Annotated in this window: 18 protein-coding genes; 4 read left to right on the top strand and 14 right to left on the bottom strand. The window is 58.8% G+C overall.

The window, feature by feature from the left end:
• Positions 1-25 precede the first annotated feature (25 nt).
• The 5 genes from AC0L3S_RS27990 to AC0L3S_RS27970 form a co-directional block, all read right to left on the bottom strand.
• Positions 26-871 carry a carbohydrate ABC transporter permease gene (locus AC0L3S_RS27990; protein ID WP_085350414.1) on the bottom strand — a complete coding sequence of 282 codons (846 nt, stop codon included), beginning with the start codon at positions 869-871 and terminating at the stop codon, positions 26-28.
• Position 872: 1 nt separating this feature from the next.
• Positions 873-1,802: a carbohydrate ABC transporter permease gene (locus tag AC0L3S_RS27985; RefSeq protein WP_473282691.1), complete on the bottom strand. Its 930-nt coding sequence runs from the start codon at positions 1,800-1,802 to the stop codon at positions 873-875.
• A gap of 14 nt (positions 1,803-1,816) precedes the next feature.
• Positions 1,817-2,848 carry an ABC transporter ATP-binding protein gene (locus tag AC0L3S_RS27980; RefSeq protein WP_473282689.1) on the bottom strand — a complete coding sequence of 344 codons (1,032 nt, stop codon included), beginning with the start codon at positions 2,846-2,848 and terminating at the stop codon, positions 1,817-1,819.
• Positions 2,849-2,958: 110 nt separating this feature from the next.
• A complete protein-coding gene (locus AC0L3S_RS27975; RefSeq protein ID WP_085350417.1) occupies positions 2,959-4,293 on the bottom strand; it encodes an extracellular solute-binding protein in 1,335 nt (444 codons plus the stop codon).
• A gap of 886 nt (positions 4,294-5,179) precedes the next feature.
• Positions 5,180-6,379, bottom strand: a complete 1,200-nt coding sequence (locus AC0L3S_RS27970) for an ABC transporter substrate-binding protein (protein WP_369726493.1) — start codon at positions 6,377-6,379, stop codon at positions 5,180-5,182.
• Between the two features lie 391 nt (positions 6,380-6,770).
• On the opposite strand from AC0L3S_RS27970, the gene AC0L3S_RS27965 reads away from it, so the two are divergent.
• Positions 6,771-7,880 carry an efflux RND transporter periplasmic adaptor subunit gene (locus AC0L3S_RS27965; protein WP_473282687.1) on the top strand — a complete coding sequence of 370 codons (1,110 nt, stop codon included), beginning with the start codon at positions 6,771-6,773 and terminating at the stop codon, positions 7,878-7,880.
• Positions 7,881-7,887: 7 nt separating this feature from the next.
• Positions 7,888-10,971, top strand: coding sequence for an efflux RND transporter permease subunit (locus AC0L3S_RS27960; protein ID WP_473282685.1), 3,084 nt, complete (start codon positions 7,888-7,890; stop codon positions 10,969-10,971).
• 661 nt (positions 10,972-11,632) lie between these two features.
• Here the strand turns inward: AC0L3S_RS27960 and hpnN are convergent.
• The 9 genes from hpnN to AC0L3S_RS27915 form a co-directional block, all read right to left on the bottom strand.
• The gene (gene hpnN, locus AC0L3S_RS27955; protein ID WP_473282683.1) at positions 11,633-14,251 is read right to left on the bottom strand and encodes a hopanoid transporter HpnN; all 2,619 of its coding nucleotides are present in this window, start codon (positions 14,249-14,251) and stop codon (positions 11,633-11,635) included.
• A 474-nt stretch (positions 14,252-14,725) separates the two neighbouring features.
• Positions 14,726-16,057: a S41 family peptidase gene (locus AC0L3S_RS27950; RefSeq protein ID WP_473282681.1), complete on the bottom strand. Its 1,332-nt coding sequence runs from the start codon at positions 16,055-16,057 to the stop codon at positions 14,726-14,728.
• A gap of 215 nt (positions 16,058-16,272) precedes the next feature.
• Positions 16,273-16,632, bottom strand: coding sequence for a hypothetical protein (locus AC0L3S_RS27945; RefSeq protein ID WP_085350424.1), 360 nt, complete (start codon positions 16,630-16,632; stop codon positions 16,273-16,275).
• Positions 16,633-16,941: 309 nt separating this feature from the next.
• The gene (locus AC0L3S_RS27940; protein WP_085350425.1) at positions 16,942-17,412 is read right to left on the bottom strand and encodes a low affinity iron permease family protein; all 471 of its coding nucleotides are present in this window, start codon (positions 17,410-17,412) and stop codon (positions 16,942-16,944) included.
• A gap of 337 nt (positions 17,413-17,749) precedes the next feature.
• On the bottom strand, positions 17,750-18,172 hold the full coding sequence (locus AC0L3S_RS27935; RefSeq protein ID WP_473282678.1) for a hypothetical protein: 423 nt from the start codon (positions 18,170-18,172) through the stop codon (positions 17,750-17,752).
• A gap of 12 nt (positions 18,173-18,184) precedes the next feature.
• Positions 18,185-18,406 carry a hypothetical protein gene (locus tag AC0L3S_RS27930; protein ID WP_085350427.1) on the bottom strand — a complete coding sequence of 74 codons (222 nt, stop codon included), beginning with the start codon at positions 18,404-18,406 and terminating at the stop codon, positions 18,185-18,187.
• A 304-nt stretch (positions 18,407-18,710) separates the two neighbouring features.
• Positions 18,711-20,789: a pyrroloquinoline quinone-dependent dehydrogenase gene (locus AC0L3S_RS27925; protein WP_473282675.1), complete on the bottom strand. Its 2,079-nt coding sequence runs from the start codon at positions 20,787-20,789 to the stop codon at positions 18,711-18,713.
• Entirely contained in the window at positions 20,786-21,139 is a 354-nt protein-coding gene (locus AC0L3S_RS27920) for a hypothetical protein (RefSeq protein WP_085355045.1), read from the bottom strand. Before AC0L3S_RS27920 ends, AC0L3S_RS27925 begins: the two co-directional genes overlap by 4 nt.
• Positions 21,140-21,241: 102 nt before the next feature.
• Complete coding sequence (locus tag AC0L3S_RS27915; RefSeq protein ID WP_473282673.1) at positions 21,242-22,981, bottom strand: molybdopterin-dependent oxidoreductase; 1,740 nt, start codon at positions 22,979-22,981, stop codon at positions 21,242-21,244.
• Between the two features lie 1,072 nt (positions 22,982-24,053).
• On the opposite strand from AC0L3S_RS27915, the gene AC0L3S_RS27910 reads away from it, so the two are divergent.
• On the top strand, positions 24,054-25,319 hold the full coding sequence (locus AC0L3S_RS27910; protein WP_473282794.1) for an ABC transporter substrate-binding protein: 1,266 nt from the start codon (positions 24,054-24,056) through the stop codon (positions 25,317-25,319).
• A gap of 203 nt (positions 25,320-25,522) precedes the next feature.
• A complete protein-coding gene (locus tag AC0L3S_RS27905; protein ID WP_473282671.1) occupies positions 25,523-26,017 on the top strand; it encodes a peptidoglycan-binding domain-containing protein in 495 nt (164 codons plus the stop codon).
• The last annotated feature ends 1 nt before the right edge of the window (position 26,018 follow it).

Raw genomic sequence — 26,018 nt, 5'->3', positions numbered from 1 at the left:
GTTGAGATGTTCGCCGCAGCCATGGTTATTTGACGGCCCCCCCGGTGATGCCGGAAATGAAGCGATCCAGGAACAGATTGTATGCGATAGCCACCGGGGCAGCGGCGATCAAGGCGCCAGCCATAATCTCGCCCCAGAAAAACACATCGCCACGGATCAGATCGGTCGATACGCCTAGGGTGATCGGCTTCTGGTCGGACGATGAGATGAAGGTCAGTGCATAGACGAACTCCTGCAGGGTCAGGGTGAAAGTGAAGATCACCACGGTCAGGATAGCCGGCACAGACAGCGGAACGGCCATCTTGATGAACGCGCCGAACACGCTGCAGCCGTCGACGATCGCTGCTTCCTCGATCTCGACCGGCAGTGCCTTGAAGAATCCCATCAGTAGCCATGAGCAGAACGGGATCGTGAACGTCGGATAGACCAGCACCAATGACCACATCGAATTTTGCAGGCCGAGTTCGGCGATGATTCGGGATAGCGGCAGAAACAGCAAGGTTGGCGGTACGAGATACGTCAGGAAGATCGCGATGCCGAACGTCTCTCCCCTTCGACTCGTCATGCGGGCGAGGGCATAACCCGCGGGCACCGCAGTGACGAGAGTGATCATGACGACACAGACGCCGATGAGCAGCGAGTTTAACAACCAACGTGCGAACAACGTCTCCTTGAAGAGGTACATCACATGATCGAGCGTCGGTCGTTGATTGAACCAGAACGGGTTATTGCTGAGGTTGTAGAGGTCACTGTTCGGTTTGAATGCGGTGATCAGCATCCAGTAGAACGGGAACGCTGCAAGGATTACGAAAAATGCCAATGCGGTAAAGAACGCGACCTGACCTAGCGAGCGGGAAATCGCGGGGCGCATTTCAGATCTCCCGGCGACGAATGAAGCGAAGCATAAAAACGACAACGATCAGGAGCACCGGCAACATAAACAGAGAGATGGCCGCGCCATGCGAAATGTCGCCTGAGACGATGCCCGTCTGGAAGCCCGCAAAACCCAGCACCGAAGTCGCTCCGACTGGGCCGCCTTGGGTCAGTAGAAAAACGATCGACAGGTCGGTAAACGTGAACACGATGCCGAAAATCAGGCCAATCGCGACGATAGGCAGAATCATCGGCAGGATAATCTGGTAGTTACGGCGCCAAAAGCCGGCGCCGTCGATCGTCGCGGCATCGAGCACATCCTGCGGAACCGCGGTGATGCCGGCGAGGAAGATCACGATGGCAAATGGAAAAAAACGCCAAGCATTAATGATGATCACGCATAACATCGCCAGATGAGGATCGCCAAGCCAGTTCGGCGCGTTTGCGCGGTCGACGAGCCCCATAGCAATCAACGTCCAGGTGATGACGCTGTAGAGCGAATCGAACATCCAACGCCAGGCGATGGTCGCGAGCGCAACCGGCACCGCGAAGGGCAGGATGATCAGCGCCCGCACAAGTTTTCGTCCGGGGAATGGCCGCAGCAACAGGAAGGCGCCGAACTTTCCGAGCACCAACCCGAGCAGTTGGGATCCGAAGGTGAAGATGAACGTATTGACCAATGTATGGGTGAAGGTAGGGTCTTGGATGATCTGCTCAAAGTTCGCCAGCCCGACAAAGCGCCAGGTCGGATTGTAGATGGTGTAAGCGCTGACCGAGTAATAGATTGCCAGCAGCAGCGGCAATCCAACCAGCAAAAGAACATAGAGGATCGCCGGTGCGATCAGGACCACTTCGAGCAGATCGCGTCGGTCCAGCAGGAATCGAAGCCGGGAGGCTGGTCTGGGGATTGTTTCAGTGATGACGGCCATGGAGGAAAGTCCGTTCAATGGGGAGTGATTCGGTTGCCGTTGCCATTGAAGTACCGAAGCGAGTTCCTGTTCACTGCGAATGCGTGCCACTCGCCGGTGCGGATACTTGCCTCGGCGACGTGGGCGCCGGGCAGCTTGGCGGTGATCGGCTGCCCCGAATCGAAGCCTTCCATCACCCCGTAGACGATCCGCTCCGAGCCGAGATATTCTGAGCGATCCACCCGGAACGAAAATTCGGCCGCACTTTCATCTTCGACCATCGCCCTCGGCAGGAAGTTTTCAGGACGGAAACCTAGATACCCGCCGCCCTTACGAGTCACGATGTTCATGGGCGGCGCGCCGACAAAGGTCGCGACGAAGAGATCGGCGGGATCGTTATAGATCTCTACCGGTGTTCCCACTTGGCGAATCTTCCCCTTATCAATGACGGCGATGCGGTCGCCCATCCCCATTGCCTCGACCTGGTCATGTGTCACATAGATTGTGGTGAGCCCGACGCGTTGCTGAAATTGTCTGATCTCCTGGCGGGCCGATGTGCGCAACTTGGCATCCAGGTTGGAAAGCGGTTCGTCGAGCAGCAGCGCGGTCGGTTCTCGGACGAGAGCGCGCGCCAAAGCAACGCGCTGACGCTCCCCGCCAGACAGTTGGCGCGGCCGTCGCTCGAGCAGATGCCCGATGCCTAGCAGCTGCGAGGCCCACTCGACTTTCTTGTCGATTGCGACTGTTGGAACTCGCTGCGTACGCAGCGGGAAAGAGATGTTGTTCCGCACCGTGTAATGCGGATAGAGGCCATAGCTCTGGAACATCATCGCCACGCCGCGAGCGCGTGGGGGTATCTCGTTTACGATGCGGCCGTCGATCAGAAGGTCGCCGCTGGTCTGCTTTTCGAGGCCACAGATGATCCGCAGCAGCGTCGTTTTACCGCAACCTGAGGGCCCGAGCAGCACCATGAACTCCCCGTCAGGTACCGCCAAGGTGATTCCGTTGACGGCTGGCGCTTCGCCCCCAAACGACTTGACGATGTCTTTGGCAAGAACTTCGGCCATTGATCTTTCGGATCTCCGCTGGATAGCGGTGCGCTCCCCGCCGATCGGAGAGCCTCCCGTCATCTTGTTCGCCCCATCTCGGCCGCGCGCGTGCGCGATCCGCAGTAGCCCTAGCTGCCCTGCCATTTTTTGAAGACAGCTTCACTTTGCTGTGCGGCCCATTTGACCGCTTCCTCTGCGGACAGCTGGCCCACCGCCGCCTTCGCCATCATGTCGCAGATGACAAAGTCGTTATAGACCTCGTCGACGGCGGGCCACGACGGCCCGGGATAACCAGGAGCGGCCGACCACGCGTCCGAGCCTTGGAGCATCGCCAACTTGTCGCTGGGTGTCGAGGTGGGGTCATTTGACAGGATCGGCATCGGCTTCGGTACGAGGTTGGCGAAGCACGGGTTGTTATAGCCTTCGCTTGCCTTGAAGGCCTCGGGCCAATGGTCGGCGTAGTACTTGAGGAACTCGATCGCGCCTTCCTGATTCTTGGCGAACTTCCAGATACCGTAGTACTCCGCCGAGCCGCCCATGATCTGGCGCGCCGGTCCCTTCGGCGGCACCATCACGAAAGTGTCGTCCGCTCCTTTCGGATTACTTTTCTGAAACGTCCGGTAGGCCGAGATCGGGTTGATGATCATCGAGCCGACGCCGGAAGCAAGATAGCGGTTGTTGCTGGAATCGTCCCATGACAGCACTTCTGACGTCATAGCCTCGTTGTACAGCGCCGCCACGAACTTGACGGCTTCAAGGGTCTCCTTGCTGTCGAGCACGACCTTCTTGCCAGACTCGTCTTGCAGCGCGCCACCGAACGCCCACAATAGGCCGCGCCAGGTTGTGTTCGGGTCATTGCTATGGCCGAGCGAAATGCCCACCGGATGACCTTTGGTCTTCAGCTTGGCGCCGCCTTTGCGCACGTTGTCCCAGGTATCCGGCGCTACTCCGATCTCGTCCCACATGCTCTTGCGATACATGGATGGGAAGCTGATGTAGAAATCAGGGAAAGCCGACCAGGTCTTGTCGTCCTGGTTATAGCCTATCTGGCGGCCGATGGTGGAAATCTCGCCGTACTTCTTCTCGGTCGCATCGACCAGACTAGTCAGATCGACCAGGAATTTGCGATAGAGATGTGCGCCGCCGGAGCCGTTCCATCCGAAGATGTCGTGACCCGCTCCGGCGGAGGCTTCGGCAGCCGCACGTGCAGCAATATTCCCGACCGGAATGTGGTCGACGGTGACTGAAAGTTTGTTCTTGTCGCCCCAGTCCTTAGCGAATGCGTCGAACCACTTGTCGTATTCGGGGACGAAATGGCTCCATTGCACGATGGACAGCGCCTTGGTATCCGCTAACGCTTGTGTCACGAATGGCGCGGAAATCAATGGGGCAGCAGCCAGTGCAAGCCCCGCTTGCTTCACGAACCTACGTCTCGTGACACGCGAGATGTTTCTTGTGCTCATCTTCGGTGCCTCCTGTTTTCGCTTTCAGTTCGGTGAGGTGACCGATCTCGAACGAACGGCACCAACGTGAGGATTACGGCGCACCAGACGCCGATGGTCTCATGCCTCACGTGCAGTGTCACCGCGAAGGTGGCCCATCCCAGTAGCAAGAGCATCGATACTGAAGCCGACTTACAGCCGATGCGATCCTTGCAACTATCAAAAATGGTCGCGCCGAACGGACGGACGACGAAGTCGATTCCGCGGGCGGTGAGGGCGTCGATGTAGGCAAGAAATCCGTGAACTACGTGCCGTTCGATCGCACTCCCTAGAGCGCAAGAGCTGATCTCGCTGCGAAGTCGAACTCGATATGCGGAGCGTGAGGGGATGTCGACGTCGAGTGTTGCCATGAGCGGCACCTGCGCACCAACCCCCTGTCAAGAAATGGGCCCTGTCATATGAATGCGTTGGCCGATCGAAGGTTTCGATTAAGGTTAGTAGACCTTAGATGGAGTGGTCAGGTCTGGATCACATCATCGATGGTGCAGATTCGGAATCACCAACTCGCGTAGGATACAGCGCCAGCTGGACGCCGGCGGCTCATGCAGCCGACGCGAGAATTTATGTGCTGGAGTGTGAGTGGCCGAGAGAGCTGGGATTGATCCAAATCGCAGAACAAAGTTCAATCGGAAACCAGCGCGATCTGCGGTGGCCCGTTGGTGATCTCAACACCCAAATGTTGCTGACTTATCGGGCGAGCCGCATACTGGAGTCGCTCGCGATCTGCCTCCTCTTTTTCTCGGTGGTGTGAACTGTCAAATTCAGGCCCGGCCAAGCTTACCGATATTTCGACTCGAACGAGACCCCTTTGAGTTCAGGAGAACTCCGGCGAACTGTAAAAGTTGAGCTAGTGGCTCAGCAGCGGACAGGCACTGTCAGGAAGCGCCCCAAAGGCCTGATCTCCGGGAATCGCACGAACCAGACGGTAGTAGTCCCACGGGTACTTCGATTGTACCGGTGTTTTGACCTGCATGATGTACATTTCATGCTCCATAAGCCCATCTGGACGGATCACTCCACCGGACGTGAACATGTCGTTGATCTTTGTTCTTCGGAGCTGTGCCATGACCTTGTCCGGATCAGTTGATCCGACAGCCTTTACAGCGTTCAAGTAGGTGAGCGTCGCCGAATAATACGCGGCTTGCGTCATCGTCGGCTCGCGTCCGGTGCGTTCAAAAAAGCGCTTGGAAAATGCACGGGTTTTGTCGTTAAGGTCCCAGTACCAGCCAGTCGTGAGGTAGAGACCTTGAGCGGTGCTTAGCCCGAGGGCGTGGATATCGGTAATGAAAGCCAGCAGCGCCGCCGGCTTCATGGTCCGGGCGATTCCAAATTCGTTGGCGGCCTTGATTGAGTTCGTAAAATCCTCGCCGGCGTTTGCAAGCCCCAGCACATGCGCGCCGGAGCTCTGGGCCTGAAGTAGATAACTTGAAAAATCGGAGGTCCCCAGCGGCACCCGGACTGAACCGACCACCTTTCCTCCGTTGGCTTCGACAACCTTCGACGCTGCCTGCTGTAGCTGGGTGCCAAAGGCATAATCGGCTGTTACAAAGAACCAGGACTTGCCGCCGTCCTTGACAACCGTGCTCGCAGTCCCGTTCGCGAGCGCTGTCGTATCGTATGCGTAGTGTACCGTATATGGCGTGCAGTCTTTTCCGGTAAGGGAGGCACCAGCCGCGCCGATAGAGAAGAAGGGGGTTTTCTTTTCCTTTGCGATGGTAGCCATCGCAAGGTTAACCCCCGTGTTTGAGCCGCCGAGAACCATCGTCACACCGTCCCGGTCCACAAATTCACGAAAGCTTTGCGAACCAAGGTCTGGTTTGTTTTGATGATCAGAGACAAGCAGCTCGATTTTCTTGCCGAGTATGTTGCCTCCAAAATCGTCGATCGCCATTCTGGCGGCGGTCTCGCCGCCAGGTCCGATCACATCAGCATAGACGCCTGACATGTCGTCTATGTCACCAATGACCACCTTGTCGGACGCCGCAACGGCCATCTGCGGTACCAACAGCGAAAGACTTGAGAGCAGTATGATCATGCGAGCGCGCATCATGGTGCGTCTCCCTTGGTCCGTGCCTACCTCCCGCAGACAATCTAGTTGTTCGAAGTGGCCCGACCATGGGACGCTTGGCCAACTGTGCAGAAGATGGTACGGCAACGTACCAAGCGCTCCGAAAACTAACCAAGGAGGGCCGCTCCGTCAGACCGGAGCGCACCCGCGCGGATCGGGAGAACCAGTTCACGGGCTTCGAGGCACCAGCACTGCTGTGTCGGCGGAAGTGAGGCGAACCGGCAATGCGCAAGGCGTGCGCCATGTCTGGCCTAGAGCTGGGCGCTGCGAGACAAATCTGCGAGAGCGTTGCGACCTGGAGCGTCGCACCTGCGTTATCGAAATTCCTCGTGTTCTCCCGAGTGCGCAGATGTTTCGACGAATGGCCATAATGCTTGTGCTAGTTGGCGCGGCTTTCGCGGCGGTGGTCGGTTTTCAGGCATTTAAGGCTCGAATGATCCAGAAGGCGATTGCCGGCTTGCGCGACCCGCCGCAAACGGTCTCGACCATCACCGCCGCCACGCAAGCCTGGCAGACGCGGCTGGACGCTGTTGGCAGCGTGAGGGCGGAAAGGGGAGCCGATCTCAGTGCGCAGGTTGCTGGTATCGTCAAAGCGATCCGATTTCAGTCCGGTGCAAAAGTCGAGAAGGGAGCGTTGCTGGTTGAGCTCGAGGCTGCCGACGACATCGCGCATCTGGAATCGCTCAAGGCGACCGAAGCACTCGCGCAGCTCAACTACGACCGCGACAGCCACCTCTTGAAGTCTGATGCCGTCAGTCGGCAAACGGCCGACACCGACTTTGCGACGCTAAAAAGCGCAGAGGCACAGGTTGCGCAGCAGCAAGCGTTGGTCGGATACAAATCGATTAAGGCACCATTTTCGGGCCGACTAGGCATACGTCAGGTCGATCTCGGCCAGTATATCGCGCCCGGCACGCCGATCGTGACGCTACAGCAGCTAGATCCCATTTTTGTCGACTTCTATCTGCCCCAACAGGCACTCGCGCAGATCAAGGTCGGGCAAGACGTCAGAGCCGGGATCGATACATATCCCGACGTGCAATTCACCGGCAAGATTCTGGCGATCAACTCGCTCGTCAATACGGCCAGCCGGAACGTCGAGGTCAGAGCGATCTTCGCTAATCCCGACGAGAAGCTGCTGCCAGGCATGTTTGCGACGGTGGAAATCGACGTGGGCGCGCCTCAGCATTACGTGACACTGCCAAACACGGCGATCTACTACAATTCGTACGGCGACATCGTCTATGTCGCGACGAAGGGGCAGGACACGGGGGAGGGGAACAGGCAATATGTCGCCCGACAGGTCTTCGTGAAAACAGGGCAGACTCGCGGTGACCAGGTTGCGGTGCTCGATGGAGTTGAGCCTGGCGACGTCATCGTGACCGCGGGACAGAATAAGCTCCACAACGGTTCACGTATCAAAATCGATAACAAGGTGCCTGTTCCGTTCAATCCAAACCCGCAAGTGTCCGAAGAGTGAAGCCGCGATGAGATTTACCGATGTCTTCATTCGTCGGCCGGTTCTTGCCACTGTGGTCAACCTGATGATCCTTGCGCTTGGACTGCGCGCGATGACCTCGCTGCCGGTCCTGCAATATCCGCGCACCCAGAACGCCGTCGTGACGATCACAACAACTTACTACGGCGCCGATCCGGACGTGATTGCCGGGTTCATTACAACTCCCCTGGAGAACGCAATCGCGCAGGCAAATGGTATCGACTACATGAGCTCACAAAGTGCGAGCAGCGTGAGCACGATCACCGTCTATCTGCGCTTGAACTACGACGCCGACAAAGCGCTGACGGAAATCAACACGAAGGTAAGTTCAGTGCTCAACCAGCTTCCTTCCGGATCGCAACAGCCAGTGCTGACGGTGCAGGTGGGGCAGACCATCGACGCCATGTACCTCGGGTTCGACAGCAACGTTCTGGCGCGCAATCAGATCACAGACTACCTCATCCGCGTGGTGCAACCCAAACTGCAGGCAGTGCCGGGCGTGCAGACTGCAGAAGTCCTTGGGGCGCAGAATTTCGCCTTGCGCGCGTGGCTCGATCCGCGAAAGCTTGCTTCGTACGGGCTCACATCGGCCGATGTTTCGGCTGCCCTGGCTCAGAACAACTATATTTCGGGCTTGGGGACTACCAAGGGTCAGATGGTGGAGGTCAATCTGACGGCGTCTACGGGTCTCCATACCGAAAGCGAATTCGCCAACCTGATCGTGAAGCAGGCCAGCGGCGCAGTCGTGCGTCTCAAGGATGTCGCCGACGTTTCGCTTGGCGCCGACAGTTACGAGACCCAAGTCGCATTCGATGGCAAGCCCGCGGTCTATGTCGGGATCCAGGTGGCGCCAACGGCCAACCTGCTCGACGTCATAGCTGGGGTTCACAAAATCTTCCCGGCCATTCGTGCGGCGCTTCCGAACGGCCTCAAGGGACAGATCGTCTATGACTCGACCAATTTTGTGCACGCAGCGATCCGCGACGTCGTGCGGACGCTGGTTGAAGCCCTCGTGATCGTCAATGTTGTCGTATTCCTGTTTCTTGGCTCGATGCGGTCGGTGGTCATCCCCATGGTCGCGATCCCGCTGTCGCTGATCGGCGCGTTTACCCTGATGCTGGCCCTTGGCTTTTCCATTAACCTGCTGACTCTGCTGGCGTTGGTACTCGCAATCGGGCTCGTGGTCGACGACGCCATCATCGTGGTCGAGAATGTCAATCGTCATCTGGAGCAAGGCAAGACTTCGTTCGCTGCGGCGATTGCTGCGGCGGGCGAGCTCGGCCGACCGATCATTGCCATGACCGTGGTTCTCATCTCAGTCTACGTCCCGATCGCGTTTCAGGGCGGCTTGACTGGCGCGTTGTTCACAGAATTTGCATTCACGCTCGTCGGAACTGTCACTATTTCGGCTGTTGTCGCGCTGACGCTCTCTCCGATGATGAGCTCGCGGCTTCTCACCCGGCCAGGCGCGGCGCGTGGGTGGCAGCAGTGGTTCGGAAATATCATCGATCGCCGCTTTGAGGACATGCGCAATTTCTATTTGCGACGGCTGCACAATAGCCTGGACTATCTACCTGTGACCGCGGTGTTCGCACTGCTGGTCTTGTCCAGCATCTATTTCCTCTACACCAGTGCCAAGAGCGAGCTTGCACCACAGGAGGATCAGGGAGTCGTGATCGCTTCATCGACGCTGGCCCCCGATGCCACCTTGCAGCAGAAGGTGCTGTACGCAAAGCAGGTCTATCAAATCATGAAGGAATATCCGGAGACCGATCACGTATTCCAGATCAATGCACCAGGCAGAGTGGTCGCCGGAATGGTGCTTAAGCCATGGGATGAACGTAGCCGAACCAGCAACCAGCTTCAGCCGATCGTTCAACAGCGCCTGAACGAGGTTGCGGGGGCCCGGATCGCGGCGTTTCAATTGCCTCCGTTGCCGGGCAGCCAGGGTTTGCCGGTGCAATTCGTAATCAAAACTACGGACTCATTCGACAGGCTCAACGGCGCGACCGAGAAGTTTCTCAAGGCCGCAATCGACAGCGGCATGTTCATCTTCCTCGACACGGATCTGAAGGTCGACAATCCCCAGTCGATCGTCGAGATCGACCGCGATAAGGCCGCGCAGCTCGGGCTCAAGATGAGCGATGTTGGTAGCGCGATGACGACAATGCTCAGTGGCGCTTATGTGAACTATTTCAGCCTCGATCAGCGGTCTTACAAGGTGATCCCGCAGGTGCAGAGGCGTTTCCGGCTCAATACCGATCAGCTGCTCAATTATTATGTTGCCACCGTCGCTGGCATTCCGGTCCCGCTCGCGGCAATTGCGACGATTACGAACAAGACGGTTCCGGAGACGCTCAATCATTTTCAGCAGGTCAACAGCGCCACGATTCAGGGCGTAGCGGCTCCTGGCGTGGCGCAGGCCGACGCGCTTGAGTTCCTGACTGGACTCGCCGACAGGACACTGCCGGCGGGCTACACCATCGATTACGGCGGTCTGTCCCGTCAATACGTCCAGGAATCGACCGGCTTCATCGAGACGTTCGGCTTTGCACTTCTGATTATTTTCCTTTCACTGGCCGCCTTGTTCGAAAGCTTCCGGGATCCGTGCATCATCCTCGTCTCCGTTCCGATGTCGATTGCTGGTGCGCTCGTCTTCGTCAGTCTCGGCCTCGGCGGGGCGTCGCTGAACATCTACACCGACGTGGGTCTTGTCACGTTGATGGGCCTGATTAGCAAGCATGCGATCCTCATCGTGGAGTTCGCAAACGATCTGCAGCGCAATGGCGCATCGAAGCGGGAGGCAATCGAGCAGGCGGCGGCTATTCGGTTGCGGCCAATCCTGATGACTACAGGGGCTATGGTGCTGGGGGTCATACCGTTGATCGTCGCCAGCGGGGCTGGCGCGGCTTCGCGCTTCAATATGGGGCTTGTGATCGCTACCGGGCTTGGCATCGGGACGCTGTTCACGCTGTTCGTGGTCCCGGCGGCTTACATGCTAATCGGGGCCGTTCACTCCCGACAGGCCGATGGAAGTGCGCCCTTCTCCGTGGCCGGCGATGCCTTGGGCTAGTCGGGCCGTGCTCCTGCTTTGGTAGCCGCAGTGCAGTTCGCCGGTATATCGCAATCTTGTCAAAAAGGGCTGGGTCGGACCGTTCCAGTGTGCGCTCGCTTGCTCCGGCCTTGGCGGCATGTTCCGCCAGTTTTGGCAAGGCGATCGCATCTCTGCGATTTCTCAGGCGGTGTGAAAACGACTAGTTTGCGAGTAGGAGAGAAGTGGTCCCGCGTTCGTCCTGCTCTTGGAATCTCGCGAGGAAGCATCGGACCCCTTTGAAACTAGGAGTGACTGGAAGGAGGCACCAGGGTGCCCGTTCGTTTCCTGCGCTTGGTCGTCTGGCTGCTTTGTTTGGCAACCGCGTGGATGCTGCAGCCTTACGTCTCGGCATATGCTTCTCTGCCTCCCGCGCCGCATGGTTAGCGCGCGGGCCGATCTTGCTTCGAACGAATAAGCAACCGTTCGTCTCTTCAAGAATCATTACCGTCGCTGGTTCGTGTGTTCGCTCGCAGCGCGCGCAGCATCTGTGTTTTTGGCATCGGCAAGGAGATCGAGTTGACCATTGACCGTGCCGGACAAACGCGCATGGTCAAGTTGACCATCTCTGACGGCTCTCCGCTGAGCCAGCGATGAAGCTGAGGCGGATCTGAGGTCTGGCTCTTCCGCTCCGCGTTTGCTGCTATTCGGCCGCCTCGCGCAATGGAGGCACCTCCGCATGCGGCTTGATCTGACGCGGCGGTCCCATCAACACCGGCTGAAACAGCACGGCTGCAGCCATGGTGCAGGTGAGAGCCAGCGCCATCATCTTTCCCATGCTCGACATTCCAGGATAGCTGGAGGCCCACATGCTGCCGAAAGCGGCCGCATTGGTCATGGCACTGAACACCACGGCGCGGGTCAGCGTCGATTGCAGCAGCCCGGTTTTGCCGGCGCGCCAGGCCATGATGTAGTAGATCTTAAAGGCGACTCCGACCCCGAGCAGCAGCGGCAGCGCAACGATATTGGCGAAGTTGAGCTGCGGACCCACCAGCACCGACAGCTCCAGTGTGAGTGCGCCAGCGACGAGCAGTGGGATCAACGTGAGCAGGACGTCGGTGATGCGCCGCAAAGCGATCGCAAGAAGAATGGCGATCGCAACCAGCGCCAGGATTCCGGCTTCCACAAAGGCCCGGAGTACAGTCCTCGCCGACTCGTAGTAGCTGACGGCCGCTCCCGCCGCGGTTGGTTCGACGGCCAGCACGGCGGCAGCGAATTTCCGTAGCACCTTCACATCGTTGGCATCGCCTTTGGCAAGTGCCTGCACGCGGGCACGTCCATCCGGCAGTTGCCAGTCGCGAACGAGATCCCGCGGCAGACTTCCCACGGCGATCGGTTGGACCGAAAGGCTTTTGCGCAGACGGTCCAGATCGTACTTCAGAGACGGTGTGACAGCTGCATCTGCCTGGCGACGAACTTCAGGCGGCGCATGTGCCAGTTGCTCGAGTTGCGACGCAACCGCACGTGCGTCCTCCGCGACGTTGCCATTCGCGCCGACTGCCGCTTCTGAAACCGCTTCTGCCGTGCTGCGAAGCGCAGCGACCGTGTCCTCGTCGGTAGGAGCGGGTCTCGTGGTATGGGGGCTGATTACGCGTCCAACCGCGCGGTCGGCGGCGCGAAGGGCGGCAATTTTGTCCTCCTGATGGGCGGGAACGAAGCTGGTGAGGGTCACTACGCGAGCCACCTCCGGCAGCGAGGAGAGTCGCTTTGCAATCTCGTCGGCCTGCTGCTGTGACGGGGCGAGCACCTCGGCGTCGTTGCCGTTGGTTTCCGGTTCCGACTGCAGCTTGCGATAGGCAACCACCGATGGAGAGTCGGGGTTTTGGAGGTCGACCGGATTGAAGTCGAACGGCAGATGAAAGAGCAGCGGAGTTCCCGCCGCGACCACAAGAATGGTCCCGGCGATCACCAGGAAGCGGTGGCGCTGCAGAAATGTGTCCACCGGCGCGAGCGACTTGAAGCCCACCCCGGCGGGTTCTCCGGGTGGATTGAGCGCGGTCAGCATGGCGGGCACCAGCGTGATGCTGCAGGTAAAGGCAATCAGCATGCCGGACCCTGCAATCAGCCCGAGTTCGGAGAGCCCGCGATAGTCAGTGGGCAGGAAAGCGAAAAAGCCAATCGCCGTGGCTGCCGCCGCAAGCGCGAGCGGCGCTCCGGACTTGTGCGCCGAGCACCGTAGCGCGTGGCGCAAGTTGTCAACCTCATGCCGCTCTGCCCGATAGCGGACACTGAACTGGATGCCGAAATCAACGCCCAGTCCAACGAATAACACGAAGAAAGCGATCGAGATAAGGCTAAAGGAGCCGACCATCAGGAGCCCCAGAGCGGCAGTTGCGGCGAGCCCGACCACCAAGCTGAACAATACAGCGGCAATGAGCTTGAATGACCGCAGCGCGATCCACAAAATGAGCAGCACGCCGAACAAAGCGGTGAGGGTGTCGCGCACCACGCTGGACCGGATGACGTGGAACTGGTCGTCATTCATCGGGATCTCACCCGTGATGCTGACGGCCGCGCCGAGGCGCTCTCTCAACTTGAGATCCGAGGCAACCCTCCGGATTCCTTCTGTCGCGGTCCGTCCCGGTTGAAGCGCATTGAAATCCAGTTTCGGCGCGACCTCAATGAAGTGCCGGGACTGGTTCTTGGGAATCTGATGCCCCTCCAGAAGCTCCTGCCAGGAGAAGAACACTCGTTTGCCGGTGAGGACATCCCCGAGCAGCTTCCGCGTCAGCGAAAGAGTCCAGCCGAGTTGCTCGAGCGTGAGCCTGCCAGCCCGAACCCCTTCCGCCGCCGAGCCAAGCGCGCGCGCTGCGCCACGTAAGGTCGGATCCGCCGCCAGCGCCTGGAGCAATGGCCGGGCGCGGGCGAGGCCGTCGACCGTCCTTTCCACCTCCGCGGTTGAGCCGAACAGCAATCCGTTACGCTCGAAGAAGTCTCCGCTGTCGGGCTGCACGACCTGGCGAAACAGCTCCGGATTTTCCTTCAGTTTGTGCGCAAGCTCGTCGGTCGCAACCTCGGCGTTTTCGGGTGTCGAGGCCGTTACCACGACCGAAGTCCCCTTCTCCGGAAAGCTCCGCGAGAGCTCCACCTCACGTCGATGCCAGGGGACCTTCTGGGAGACTAGCGTTTCGATATCGCTGTTGATGGAAAACTGCGTCAGCGCGTAGACGGCAGATCCAACCAGCACCAGTGTTCCCACGAGGATGACAATTCGCCACCGGCGCACGCAAAGATCGACGATGTTGACAATCGCTTGGGTCATCGGCGTGGGCTCGTCTGGCGGCATCGTGCCCGAGCTGCGCCAACAGGAAGCTGCGACGAGGTCCGGACCGCGGCCTGATCGGCTAGTAACCGCAACGCCACCTGCGCGACGAGAGCTTTGTGCGGGCGCCGAGCTCAGAACCGTGAATTAACGTCGGAGAGGCGGGTGGGTTGCTAGAGGCGCTTCGAACAATACGTCTTCGGCATCTACTCACCATCTACGGGCGCTACCGATGACGGCGGCGCTCCGCGAGTATTCACAGGCGTTGCTCCCGATCGGAATCGCCACGTCACCGGTGAGATATGGCAGGTCGTCGCCAATGATTGCCGGTCCAATCCGGCGCCCGTGCCGACCTGCGAGGCGAGCCGGGTCTCCTTCAGATGCGCTCTGGTCGGGCTGCTCGACCAATGATTGCGGACGACAGCGACTCGTGCGGAGCAGGTCTCGTCGAAGATCCCACACAGTTCGTGCAGATCAGCGTGCTCCTGTTTCCTTGCCGGCGATCTGCACGAGATGATCGAGTGCAGCCTTGAGCTGCGCGTCCTCGGGCTTACCGATAAGGTCCGCCCTGATCGGCGCAGAATACACAGCTTTGATTTGCCCTGTCGGTTGCTCGCGCCCCGTGCCGGCTTCTCGGTTGAGCGGCCCCGGGTTTGCGAACGCGCCATGCAGTGAGCTTTCCCTGAGCAAGGCGCCGCTCGCAATCTGTTGCTCTTTGGGCGCTTCGACGACAATGTCGGGCGAAATGCCTTTGTCCTGAATAGAGTTTCCCGAGGGGGTATAGTAGAGCGCAGTCGTCAGCCGGACGGCGCCATGGCCTTGCAGGGGAATAACCGTTTGCACCGATCCTTTGCCAAAGCTTTGAGTTCCCATGACTGTGGCCCGGCGGCGATCCTGCAGTGCGCCCGCGACGATCTCCGAAGCCGACGCGGAGGCTCCGTTGATCAGTACTACGATCGGGATGCCCGACAACATGTCGCCGTGTGCGGGAGCCTTGAATACCTTTTCGTCGCTGGCATCCCTTCCGCGGATGCTGACTACTGGACCGCTGTCAAGCAAATCCCCGGCCACATCGACGGCACCGGTAAGAAGCCCTCCTGGATCATCGCGCAAATCAAGTACGAGGCCCTTAATGCGTCCGTTTTCACCCTGTTTGAGATCGGTAATGGCCTTCTTGAATCCGTCTGCCGTGTCGTCGCCGAACTGGCTGATGCGGATGTATCCGATCCGGTCGGACTCCATCTTCGATTTCACGGATTTGACCTTGATGATCTCTCGCGTGAGCGTGACATCAAACGCTGGCTGCTTGCCCCGTAGGACAGTGATCGTGACGCTCGTCCCGGGCGCACCCCTCAAGAGGCTCACCACCTCCGAAAGACTTACGCCGTGTGTGCTCGAGTGGTTGATAAGGACAATTTCGTCACCTGGCTGGAGCCCGGCACGGGCCGCCGGCGTTGCATCGACGGGCGAAACGATCGTGGGAATTTCATTCTGTTCGGATATTTCCATACCGAGTCCACCAAAGCTGCCGGCCAGGTCCGCCTGCGATCGCCTGAACTCCTGCTCATCCATGTAGTCGGAATGTGGGTCAAGCCGCGTAAGCATTCCCTTCAAGGCGTCCTTGGTCAGTTCGTCCGAGTCTATTGGATGTACATAGGCGCGGTTTACGAGCTGGATCACGCCAGCGAGCAACGTGATATCTGGTCCTGCAGATCTGGCGCTCTGCATCGCCACGGCCATGAGCGGCAGGATGGCAAGGCCTGCGGCAGTGAGAAGGCTCACGAGAAGCACGCGAGATTTGATCATGGTTCAATCTCTTCTGAGCAACTGAGGGCCAAGGGCAAAAATCGTCTGCGCGCACAACAAAACAAATGTCAGGGACGCCGTAGGTTCCGCAAGAGACTCAAGGGCTATGGCCACCACGCTCAAGAGCACCAGGAGATCGCCTAGCGGGGGATAGTCAAACTCTCAGTTCGAGCAATGCCTGGCCCACGGGGGTGAGGAGAGAGCCATCTCGGATGCTAGGCGCTAATGTGTTCGGCGATGTGCAGCGCGATACCAATGGCCGTCATGCCGAGCGCCGCCGCCGCAAGCGGCAGCAGTATTTGGACCGCGGCCTCGTTGAACCTGATGTGACCCTGCCGGGTATCGAGGTCCCATTCTCCTCGTTCCGTAAAACGGGGCGAGGCGTCGGCTGTCCCGGCGGTGGTGTCTCTGCCGCGGACGCGCGACAGGATTAGCTGCAGCAGAACGACGACGAAAATGAATCCACTTACAATGGAGAGAAGGTAGTCAGTGGGGCCGCTTGCGGAGAAGAGCCAAGCTGCTAGAGCGAACCACGCGGCAAGCCCGATAAGGAGCCGGTACAGCCACTGCGGCACGCGAACTGTCACGGGGCGAGCTGGCGGACGATCAGTCTGGCACTGTTGTTCCATGACTTGCTGCTCGACGAGATTATCAAACGAGCGCCACGCAATTCCAGAAGGTTCGGAGCGAGATAGCGCCAGGCCCAGGCGTTTGATTTCCGTTTCCGATGTCGGTGCCTATGTAAATGACCGTCTCGACCTGATGTTCCGGCCCTCATCTGCAGAACGATCAGCAAGCGGTACGGGACCGCACACAAACCATGGTCGAGAGGGCGGCCCGATACGTCGCCTTTAGGCGGTCCGACCGAATCTTACCTACGAAGCTTACTTCGTGACGGCTCGTTCGGCAGCCCTCTTGGCTTTCGTTCCGGCTTTGCGCACGGATCTCTCGCCCGCTTTCTCAGCCTTGGCTCTCGCTTCGCATTTTTCGCGCAGCTCGGCCAATTCTTCGTCTGTGAGATGCTCGATCCCGACAAATGAATTCCGGGCGGCACCCGCGCGAATCAGCTCGTCCAGCTTTACTTGGATCGCTGCGCTGTCCCGGTTCTGCGAATTCTGGATCAAGAACACCATCAGGAACGTGACGATCGTCGTGCCGGTATTGATGACGAGTTGCCAAGTGTCGGAGAAGCCAAACAGCGGGCCGATGAGGGCCCATATAATGACCACGGCGAGCGCGAGAATAAACGTGGATGCTCGGCCTGCTGCCTGAGAGGTGCGATTAGCCAAGTGGGCGAATAGCTTCGCTGCCCTGGACGGCTCGTCTGGTTTGTCCAGCAATTTGCGTTCGGTCATCCCGAGTTCTCCGGCGGCTAACAACCTGACCAACGCTTCCCAGTTCCGCTTTGTGCAACTAGCCTTTAGCCTAGCGCTTGACAGCGAAAGCGTGCCCGCACGACTGCATTGGCGGCGTGAGCTGGCCAAGCACCGCACCAGGGGCTCGGTCCAGAGCCTTCTGATCCGGAAACAATACGGTCCAGGGACTGCCGACTTTCGGTTCAATAGGCGGAGCGGCCCCGTTTTTCGTGATCCGTTGTCCAGGTCGTGCCCGCAAGAACGTTGAATGACGCTCATGCCCGCAGACTGCAATCCTCTAGGCAGCTGTTTCTCGGAAGACGGCTGCTTTCCAAGCTTACCGCAGCGGCCGTGAGCGGCTGAAGAAGAAGCCACTCGGGGTGAATTTTCGCGCTACTGCAAGAGCGCTGCCCTCACAGCTTTCGAGAGCGATCTTCTGGGCCAACATGACGTCTCCGATCGGCAGATCGCCACGTGGCAGGAAACAGAGCCCAACCTTTGGACGACCATTTTCGTCGATTTCGCAGACGTTTGTCGACGCTCCGGTATAGATCCTGTATCGGTTGCCGGTTTCGCCACCGACCACTTCGAAATAACCCATGTGAGCGTACTGCGCCCGCTGCGCAGGCGAAAGCCAACGGCGCAGGAGCTGCAGAGAGCGCCCCTCCGGCGTCTTCTCGGCGCCGTGCCTGACGTAGAGAGCCTTTGCGGCCCTCCATCGTGGGCGGTCACCGGCCGTTATAGCGAAAAGCGCGAACACGAGCGCAACCGACTAGCCGCCGACCAGCCGGGGAAAGAACACCGTTTCTTCCGCAGTCGGATCGAAGGATCGCAGCTGCGAGATCTGCCCTGGACCGGTCCTGGCGGCGGCCGTGAAGCCGCGATTAGTCAGCTTACGGAATCGCTGCTCCGCGTCTTTCACTGCTCGCGCGTCGCTCGAGTCGAAAGAATGACGGCTGTCACCTGTATGGTCCATTACGATTTGAATAGCCATGATGCCTCCTCGGGATGCTGTGGCCAAGGGACGCCACCAGAGTATCTGGCTGAAAGCGCCGACTTTCAAGAGCGAAGAGGCTTGCAGAATTGCGCCTTAGCGCTGCTGGCCTTAAGTTGAGTTCCGGTGCTTAATTCTCGCAGCGCCGGGCTTTCGGCGAGGTCAAGAATTCGACCAGCGTTCTGGCGTGGATCTTTCACGAACTCGCCAGCGCCGGCATAGAACTAGGTGCACCCAGGGACTGTGATGCATCGGGCACGGAGCTCATGAATCCGCCGCGCTGATTGGCAGTTCTTTGTTTTTCTCAGCCCGGCAAAGCAAAAGAGACCACTTGGTCACTCACCTTGGGCAAAAGGATCGAATTGCCGCCCACCACGAAGGTGACGTATTCCTTTCCTTTGTAGTCATAGATAGCTGGCATGGCGACCGCTGGAGCATCGACGAGCTTGCTCCACAATTCCGTACCCGATTTGAGGTCAAGTGCGCGAACCCGCGAGTCCATCGAAGCGCCTATGAAGATCAAACCTGATTGAGTAATCGCGGGTGCTCCGATGGTCACCGAGCCCCAGGATTTTGGCATGTAGAAGCCGTATTTCTGCACTTCACCGAAAGGCTCGTTCCAAAGACGCTTACCCGTTTTCAGGTCATAGGCAGCGATCGTGCCATAAGGAGGATTCCAGCACGGCATACCCGCCCAGTTGAGGAAGGTCTCCAGTTTGAAGCCATATGGAGCGCCCTCTTGAGCGTAGTAGCCTGAACTTTCACCATTTTGTGCCTGTTGCTTGAAATCTTCCCGCTTGATCAGCCGATAAATCTGCACGACGCTGCTGGAGTTCACGACGAAGACACCGGTGCGCGGATCGACGGCGCCGCCGCCCCATTCGGTCCCGCCGGTTGTCGGAGGATATGTGATGCTGCCCTGCAGACTCGGTGGCGTAAAGCGACCGTCGTAGCGCAGCTTCTTGGCTTCCCGGCTGCAACTGCCGAAGCCGATCCAGTCCGCGAGAGGAAAGACGCCCGGCCACTTGTCCGGTATCGTGGGGGCTGGCGTTGCCACATACGGCTGTGTTGCCGCAGCCTCTTCGCCCGGCACGTCGGATTTCGGCGCTGGTCGTTCTTCGATGGGATAAATCGGCTCACCGGTCTCGCGATTCAGGACGAACAGGAAGCCTTGCTTGGTCGTCTGCACTAGCGCCGGCACCTTCTTTCCGTCCTTCTCGAGGTCGACCAGGGTGGGAGCAGCGTTGGTATCAAGGTCCCAGATGTCGTGGTGCACGAGCTGTCGGCTCCAGACCACCTTGCCCGTCTCCGCATCGAGCGCCGTTACGGAAGTCGCAAGCGGGATCTTCTCCTTCCGATCCCCGCCGTAGAAGTTGGGGCTGGGGGAGCTCACTGGCACGTAGAGAAGCCCCCTTTCGGCGTCGATCGACATTGATGCCCAGACGTTTGCGGTCCCGCTGTGCTGTGCAACGGCGGGGTCGAGCGGGTGAAATGTCCATTTCAATTTTCCGGTGCGCGCGTCGAGCGCGAACACGGTACCCGGGGGGGCCTGCTCGTCAGCCCAATCCTTGCCGGCCCAGCCGAGATAGAGTGTGTCGTGATAAACGGTCGGCGGCTGCAGGAGCGATAGCGGCCACTTCGCATTCACGGTGTTCCATTGGTTGACATCGACCATGCCGTGCTGACCGAAATCGCGGCAAGGGTTGCCGGTATCGGCGTCGACCGCGTAGAGCTTGGCATCCATCGTGCCGATGTAGACGATCTTCTGGCACTCCGTTCCTGTTTGCACATTCTCGGCCTGCCAATAAGCTACTCCTCGGTTCTTCAGATCCGGTTGGGTGAGCGCCTTAAGCACAGCGTGGGGGTCGAACTTCCATTTCTCTTTTCCGCTGCCCGGATCGAGCGCGATGATCCGGTAGAACGGGGTCCCGACGTAGAGGGTATTGTTGACAAAGAGCGGCGTCGCGGACCACACGCTCATTGGTCTTTGGCCGCTACCGTCAGAGACGTCGCCGGTGTGGTATTCCCAGGCCTTCCGCAAGCCTTTTACGTTCTCGGGCGTGATCTGGTCGGCGGCGGAAAACTTCTGGGACTTGAGGTCGCCGTTGAATGTCGCCCACGTATTCGGCGCACTCATCCACTTGTCAGGTTGCCTGTTGGAGGGCTCGCCCTGAGCAGTCGCATCGGATGGGCCTTCCTCTCCTCTCGGCACTTGGTTGGCGGAGTTATCTGTTGCGACAGCGGCCTCCCTATCCTGGTGGCGAAAAGATGGCTCGCTTGCAGCTCCCGCCGCGGCGCTGAATTGTCCGAATGCGAGCGAGGGGGCCGCCAGGAGCAGGAGCCACGCTGTGAAAGCGCACGAAATCCTGTGGGTTGTATTCATCTGGTGCTCCTTGAAGAGGCGAGCGAAAAGTTGTCCTCTGCCGGATGCGACAGAACGTAGACTATCCATCCGACGAGCCCGAGTGCCATGAATGCGACAAGGATTGGGGTCTCCAGGAAGTAGGCCGCAAATGCGGTGCCGAGGAGATCGAGCAAGACAAGTATCGCAAGAACGATAGTCAGCCATTTGCGCTTGCGATGATAAAGCACGAGAACCAGAGCCGCCGCGGTGAGAAGGAGCGTGGTGACCAGCACGAGATAAGCCCCGCCCGAACGGGCGATCCCATTGCCCTCGTCAAAAGTGGCGGTCACTGCCGCGATGCAGCCAGCTAGAGAACCCGCGAGCAGCACCCAAAGCCCATAATTCGCGGGCCGTGCCGATATTCTAACCATGCCATTTCCTCACGTTTCTGCTCCGTCGTTGCACCCCGCCGAGCACGAGGCGGTCGGCTTTCAAATCGGCATCCGATAGCCGTAGAATTCGTGGTCCTCGTTGTAACCGCCCTGTCCCGCGCCGAGGTCGCTAAACTCGTGCACGAACTCGATGGCTTCGATCCATTTGACCATCTTGAAGCCGAGTTCGTTCTCACACCGGAGCCGCAGCGGCGCGCCGTGCAGCACACTCAGCGCTTGACCGTTCATTTCGTAGGCCAGGATTGTGAGGCGGTGACGCATGTTGAACATCTCGTGGACGTCGTAGTAGCGGCCTCCGTCAGAGCCGTCCGCGAGCGAGTAGAAGACGGCATACCGAGCCTCCGGAAGGGGTTTCACTGCATCAAGGATATCGCTCATGCGCACGCCGCCCCACTCGGCCACGCCCGACCATCCCTGGATGCAGAAATGCGTGGTGATCTGTTTCTGCTTCGGCATGCGCTTGAGCTCGGCCAGCGAGAACTCCCGAGCGGTCTCCACCAGCCCACGGACTCGCAAGCGATAGTCGCGGAAGTTGCCTGCGAGCAGACGTTCGTATTCGGCGGAGTTGGGCATGGTGCCGTTCGGCCAGAAATGCGGCGATATGTCAGATTTACTCAGCTCCGCAGTCGGCGCCCACCATTCGGAGACGCCCTTTATCCAGCCAACCATCAGGCGGCCTGTCTTTTGCACCAGACGGGCGTGCTTGACTGTGAACGGCGAAGCGGCCCACCAAGCCAAGCCCACCAACATGAGCGCGAGCACGAACAGCGGAAATCCGACCCAGTGCTGGCTCTTCACTCCCGCGAACATGTGGTTCGTGTTTTCCCGCAACCCGGTAATAAAAACCATGATCCCGTGCGCGAGGATGAAGAAGACGAACCAAGTGAATGAGATGAAATGAATGGAGCGGGCGACCTGCCGATTAAGCACAGTGCCGAGCAAACCTAGACGGTTGGAAATCGCAGGAGCCTGCAGGAGCCCTGTCGCAATCGAAACCGGTGCGGCGATGAAGACCGTCACGAAGTAGCTGAGCTGCTGCAGACCATTGTATCGGGTCCAGCTGGATTCGGTCGGAAAGTTCAGTGACGCGTACTGGATGGCGGTCGAGAGGGCATTCGGGAAGACGTCCCACGTCAAGGGCACAAGTCTCAACCACTGATCCGTGGAGAACAGCATGATGTAGAAGACGGCACCGTTCAGTACCCAAAGAAGATCAACTGAGAAATGCCACCATCTGGCAAGGCCGATGGTGTGGCGCAGCCCGGGAATACCAAGCCAGCCCGGCAGGCTCACCGCATCGTCCTTGGCCGTCCAGATGCGATCCTTGGGTACGGGGTGCTGAAATCGGAACCACTCCGTGCCTGGCGTACAATCCCTGTTCCAATACAGCCGTGGATGATCTGCCAGAATCTGGATGCCTGCCCTCATGATCAACATCATGAAGAGCATGTTCAAAAAGTGCTGGAGCTGTAGCCACCATGGAAAACCAGTGTCCACCGAAGGCGCGTTCTGCGCGATCCCGGGATAGCGTTTGATAAACTCTTGGATGGCTGAGAGCTCTCGTAGATTTTGCGCCAAGGCTATCAGGAGGACCAACGCCGCACCGCCGAGCGGGACGACCCACAAAACGTTGAACCACCTTTTCCCGAGCCGGATGTGAGGAACGATCCCTTCGCGGGGCGGGGTCCATGTCGAAAGCACGATCCGATCGTCGGCCGAACTTAACGTTGCAGTAGTTGCTCCGTCTTGCGCAAGTTTGATTTCGACAGAGTCCTGCATTCCGGCCTCTCGTGTTCTGACCCCTCGCTCAGCGAATTGTTCGAATGCGACGTCCAAGGCAGCCGTGTCTAAGGTTGCGCCTGACGTTCGTGGGCGGGTACTACTCAACCTGAGCGCAGGAATCGCGTTCCCTACCTCGCACTGGGCACCTTGTGCGGTAACGGACCAACATCACCCGCCGCGAAGCACCGGTGCCTGGGAGCCGGGAGCCCGGGGCGGAAACCGGCGTTCAGCTCGGATCGGGGCTCATGCTGCGGAGATACTCTCGCTGGTCAAGGCTACGCCTGACATGACACTGGCCGAGATCGCTGACCATCTCCTCAAAGTCCACGGCAAGCGTTTCGTGCGCGATTGCTCGATCGCCGCAACAGTGACGCCCCCTGCCTGAGGGCCTCTGCCGAGGCGGCGTAGCCATGCACGTCAACAAAGTTCACGCCGTCTTCACCATCGATCGCGTCGCAAGAGATTTGGGCGAAGACCACGACTGGCTCTGGATCCAGCCATCGGAATGGACACAGAGGATGACGTCATCTGGCGTTATGGCGTAGGTGACGACCAGTTCATGGCGTTCACCGACCTTCGGCATCGAAAGCTGACGGAGCTCATCAGGATCCGAAGGAAGACCCCGAACTCCTCAAGGGGCGGAATCGGTGAGCCCCTGTCCGCCGGCCAAGCTTGGATGGATACGGCGAATGGACATGTGCGACCAAAGGATATGTCCGCATGCTCACGATCCATTCGCCGCCTATTTTGAGCGTCTCTCTGAGTTTACGCCGAAGTGGGGTGCCAGCGCATGCAGTAGCCTCAGCATTAAAGTGATTGAGGTCCATTCCGTGCTCCCAGGTCGCCCGGCCGAGCGAGCTAGTCTCGCGATACCGCTCGATCCTCGAAACAGTGCGTACGGTGCCGGACTGTGTTTGAGAATGGCCGAAAGTGATAGCGTTCCGTCAGTTATCGCGAAGGTACATACTCCTCGAGCGAACTGCCTTGGCGCGCTGCATGCATGAAGCCGCACATGCCGGTCAGCGGGGCGCCATGGCTCCATGTTTTAGCTTTCGAAGGAGAAATGCTAATGTCTGGAGATCGTACTAGGAAAGAGTTCGAACGACGCGAAGTCCTGGAGTTCGTTGGCGCGCTTGGACTGCTATCCCTCGCCGCGCCAATCCGAGCAAGAGCAGCCAGTTCGTCGAAGAAACAATACGGTCCAGGAGCCTCCGATACTGAGATCAAGATCGGCAACATCATGCCCTATAGTGGGCCGGTCTCCGCTTACGCAGCGATCGGCAAGATTGAAGACGCCTACTTCAAGATGATCAACGATCAAGGCGGGGTAAATGGCAGAAAGATCTCGTTTATTTCGTATGACGACGCGTATAGTCCACCAAAGACATTCGAGCAGGCACGTAAATTGGTGGAGGACGACAACGTTCTACTCGTCTTCAACTCTCTGGGAACGCCGACCAATAGCGCTATTCACGGCTACATGAACCAGAAGAAGGTGCCGCAATTGTTCGTCGCAACCGGCGCGACCAAATGGAATGATCCAAAACACTTTCCATGGACGATGGGTTGGCAACCAAGTTACCAGGCCGAGGGTCGAATTTACGCCAAGTACATACTGAAGGAGAAGCCGAACGGCAAGATTGCGATCCTTTATCAGGACGATGACTACGGAAAGGACTACGTCAAAGGCCTAAAGGACGGCCTGGGCTCGAAGGCCGGCGCGATGGTCGTGGGAGAGCAGGCCTATCAAACCACCGAGCCGGTAGTAGATTCAGAGGTCGTTCGGCTGCAAGCTACCGGAGCAGACGTCTTCTTCAACGTCGCGACGCCGAAATTCGCAGCGCAAGCGATCGTAAAGGTGTCCGACATCGGGTGGAAACCCCTCCATATCCTGAACAATGTCTCGGCATCCATCGGCAGTGTGCTTAAACCCGCCGGCTTCGACCACGCACAGGGGATCGTTTCTGCAGCCTACATGAAAGACCCGACCGATGCTCAATGGAAGAGCGCGCCAGACATGGTTGCCTGGAACTCCTTTATGGACAAGCACATGCCGGGAAGCGACAAGACCGACGCAAATTTCGTTTACGGCTACAGCGTCGCACGCACTATGATACAGGTCCTCCAGCAATGCGGTGACGATCTTACGCGTGAAAACATCATGGCGCAGGCAGCCCATCTAACAAACTATGAGCCAGGGCTCTTGCTTCCCGGTATCGCCATCAACACTTCGCCGATAGACTTCGCGCCGATCGAACAGCTCCAGCTGATGAAGTTCGAGGGCCAAAGCTGGCAGCTGTTCGGTGATGTCATGAGCGGCCAATTGGAAGGTTGATCCGAGGCGCACCACGAGCGCCTGACCGGGTCTAAGCGCCGCGCGTCCAGAGCCTTCAGAGCGCGGTGCGCAAGCGCGACCAGCGAACCATTTGTAGCGATGAATTAATCCGCGGATCAGCCGCACGGCGGAAACATCCCGTGTGGGAAGCGCATTGGTTCTGGAGAGTGCCAGTCTTCTCCAGCCAAAAAGGAAAGTCTCTCATGACCAAGTTCGCCCTAGTTCTTCTCGCCAGCGCTGCGATGGCAGTGCCCGCTTTTGCTGCCTCGAACCCGCCACCTCAGCAGCAAGTACCGGCTCAGCAGAACGCACCAGCGAATCAGCAAAACAAGACGCCGCAGCAAACCAACAACTCGCGGCAGGGCGACGCTGCTTCACAGCAGGCGAAGAACAATGGAACGATTGCTCCGCGCAGTTTGTCCAAAGCTCAGATAAAGAATATACAGATGGCTCTCAACAAAGAGGGGTTTGATGCCGGTGCGGTTGATGGACATTGGGGCCACAAAACCCGGGACGCGATCCAGCATATGCAGCAGATGAAACATCTGCAAGCCAATGGCCGCCTTGATCAACAGACGCTGAAGGATCTCGGGGTGAATAATGTGCAAGTAGCAGGGCACGATGAACCGCCCCGGGTTTGCCGGAGGCCATTTGGTTTAAGTTATGCCGCCATAGCTGGTTGTTCCAGCATGGCGTAGT

It is taken from the genome of Bradyrhizobium sp. Ken01 (genome assembly GCF_055807355.1).
This window is presented reverse-complemented; position numbering and strand designations above follow the sequence as displayed.

Bases quoted from the DNA above. Each gene is read 5' to 3' on its own strand.
- AC0L3S_RS27990 (WP_085350414.1), bottom strand. From the start codon at position 871: ATGCGCCCCGCGATTTCCCGCTCGCTAGGTCAGGTCGCGTTCTTTACC.
- AC0L3S_RS27985 (WP_473282691.1), bottom strand. From the start codon at position 1,802: ATGGCCGTCATCACTGAAACAATCCCCAGACCAGCCTCCCGGCTTCGA.
- AC0L3S_RS27980 (WP_473282689.1), bottom strand. From the start codon at position 2,848: ATGGCCGAAGTTCTTGCCAAAGACATCGTCAAGTCGTTTGGGGGCGAA.
- AC0L3S_RS27975 (WP_085350417.1), bottom strand. From the start codon at position 4,293: ATGAGCACAAGAAACATCTCGCGTGTCACGAGACGTAGGTTCGTGAAG.
- AC0L3S_RS27970 (WP_369726493.1), bottom strand. From the start codon at position 6,379: ATGCGCGCTCGCATGATCATACTGCTCTCAAGTCTTTCGCTGTTGGTA.
- AC0L3S_RS27965 (WP_473282687.1), top strand. From the start codon at position 6,771: ATGCTTGTGCTAGTTGGCGCGGCTTTCGCGGCGGTGGTCGGTTTTCAG.
- AC0L3S_RS27960 (WP_473282685.1), top strand. From the start codon at position 7,888: ATGAGATTTACCGATGTCTTCATTCGTCGGCCGGTTCTTGCCACTGTG.
- hpnN (WP_473282683.1), bottom strand. From the start codon at position 14,251: ATGACCCAAGCGATTGTCAACATCGTCGATCTTTGCGTGCGCCGGTGG.
- AC0L3S_RS27950 (WP_473282681.1), bottom strand. From the start codon at position 16,057: ATGATCAAATCTCGCGTGCTTCTCGTGAGCCTTCTCACTGCCGCAGGC.
- AC0L3S_RS27940 (WP_085350425.1), bottom strand. From the start codon at position 17,412: ATGACCGAACGCAAATTGCTGGACAAACCAGACGAGCCGTCCAGGGCA.
- AC0L3S_RS27930 (WP_085350427.1), bottom strand. From the start codon at position 18,406: ATGGCTATTCAAATCGTAATGGACCATACAGGTGACAGCCGTCATTCT.
- AC0L3S_RS27925 (WP_473282675.1), bottom strand. From the start codon at position 20,789: ATGAATACAACCCACAGGATTTCGTGCGCTTTCACAGCGTGGCTCCTG.
- AC0L3S_RS27915 (WP_473282673.1), bottom strand. From the start codon at position 22,981: ATGCAGGACTCTGTCGAAATCAAACTTGCGCAAGACGGAGCAACTACT.
- AC0L3S_RS27910 (WP_473282794.1), top strand. From the start codon at position 24,054: ATGTCTGGAGATCGTACTAGGAAAGAGTTCGAACGACGCGAAGTCCTG.
- AC0L3S_RS27905 (WP_473282671.1), top strand. From the start codon at position 25,523: ATGACCAAGTTCGCCCTAGTTCTTCTCGCCAGCGCTGCGATGGCAGTG.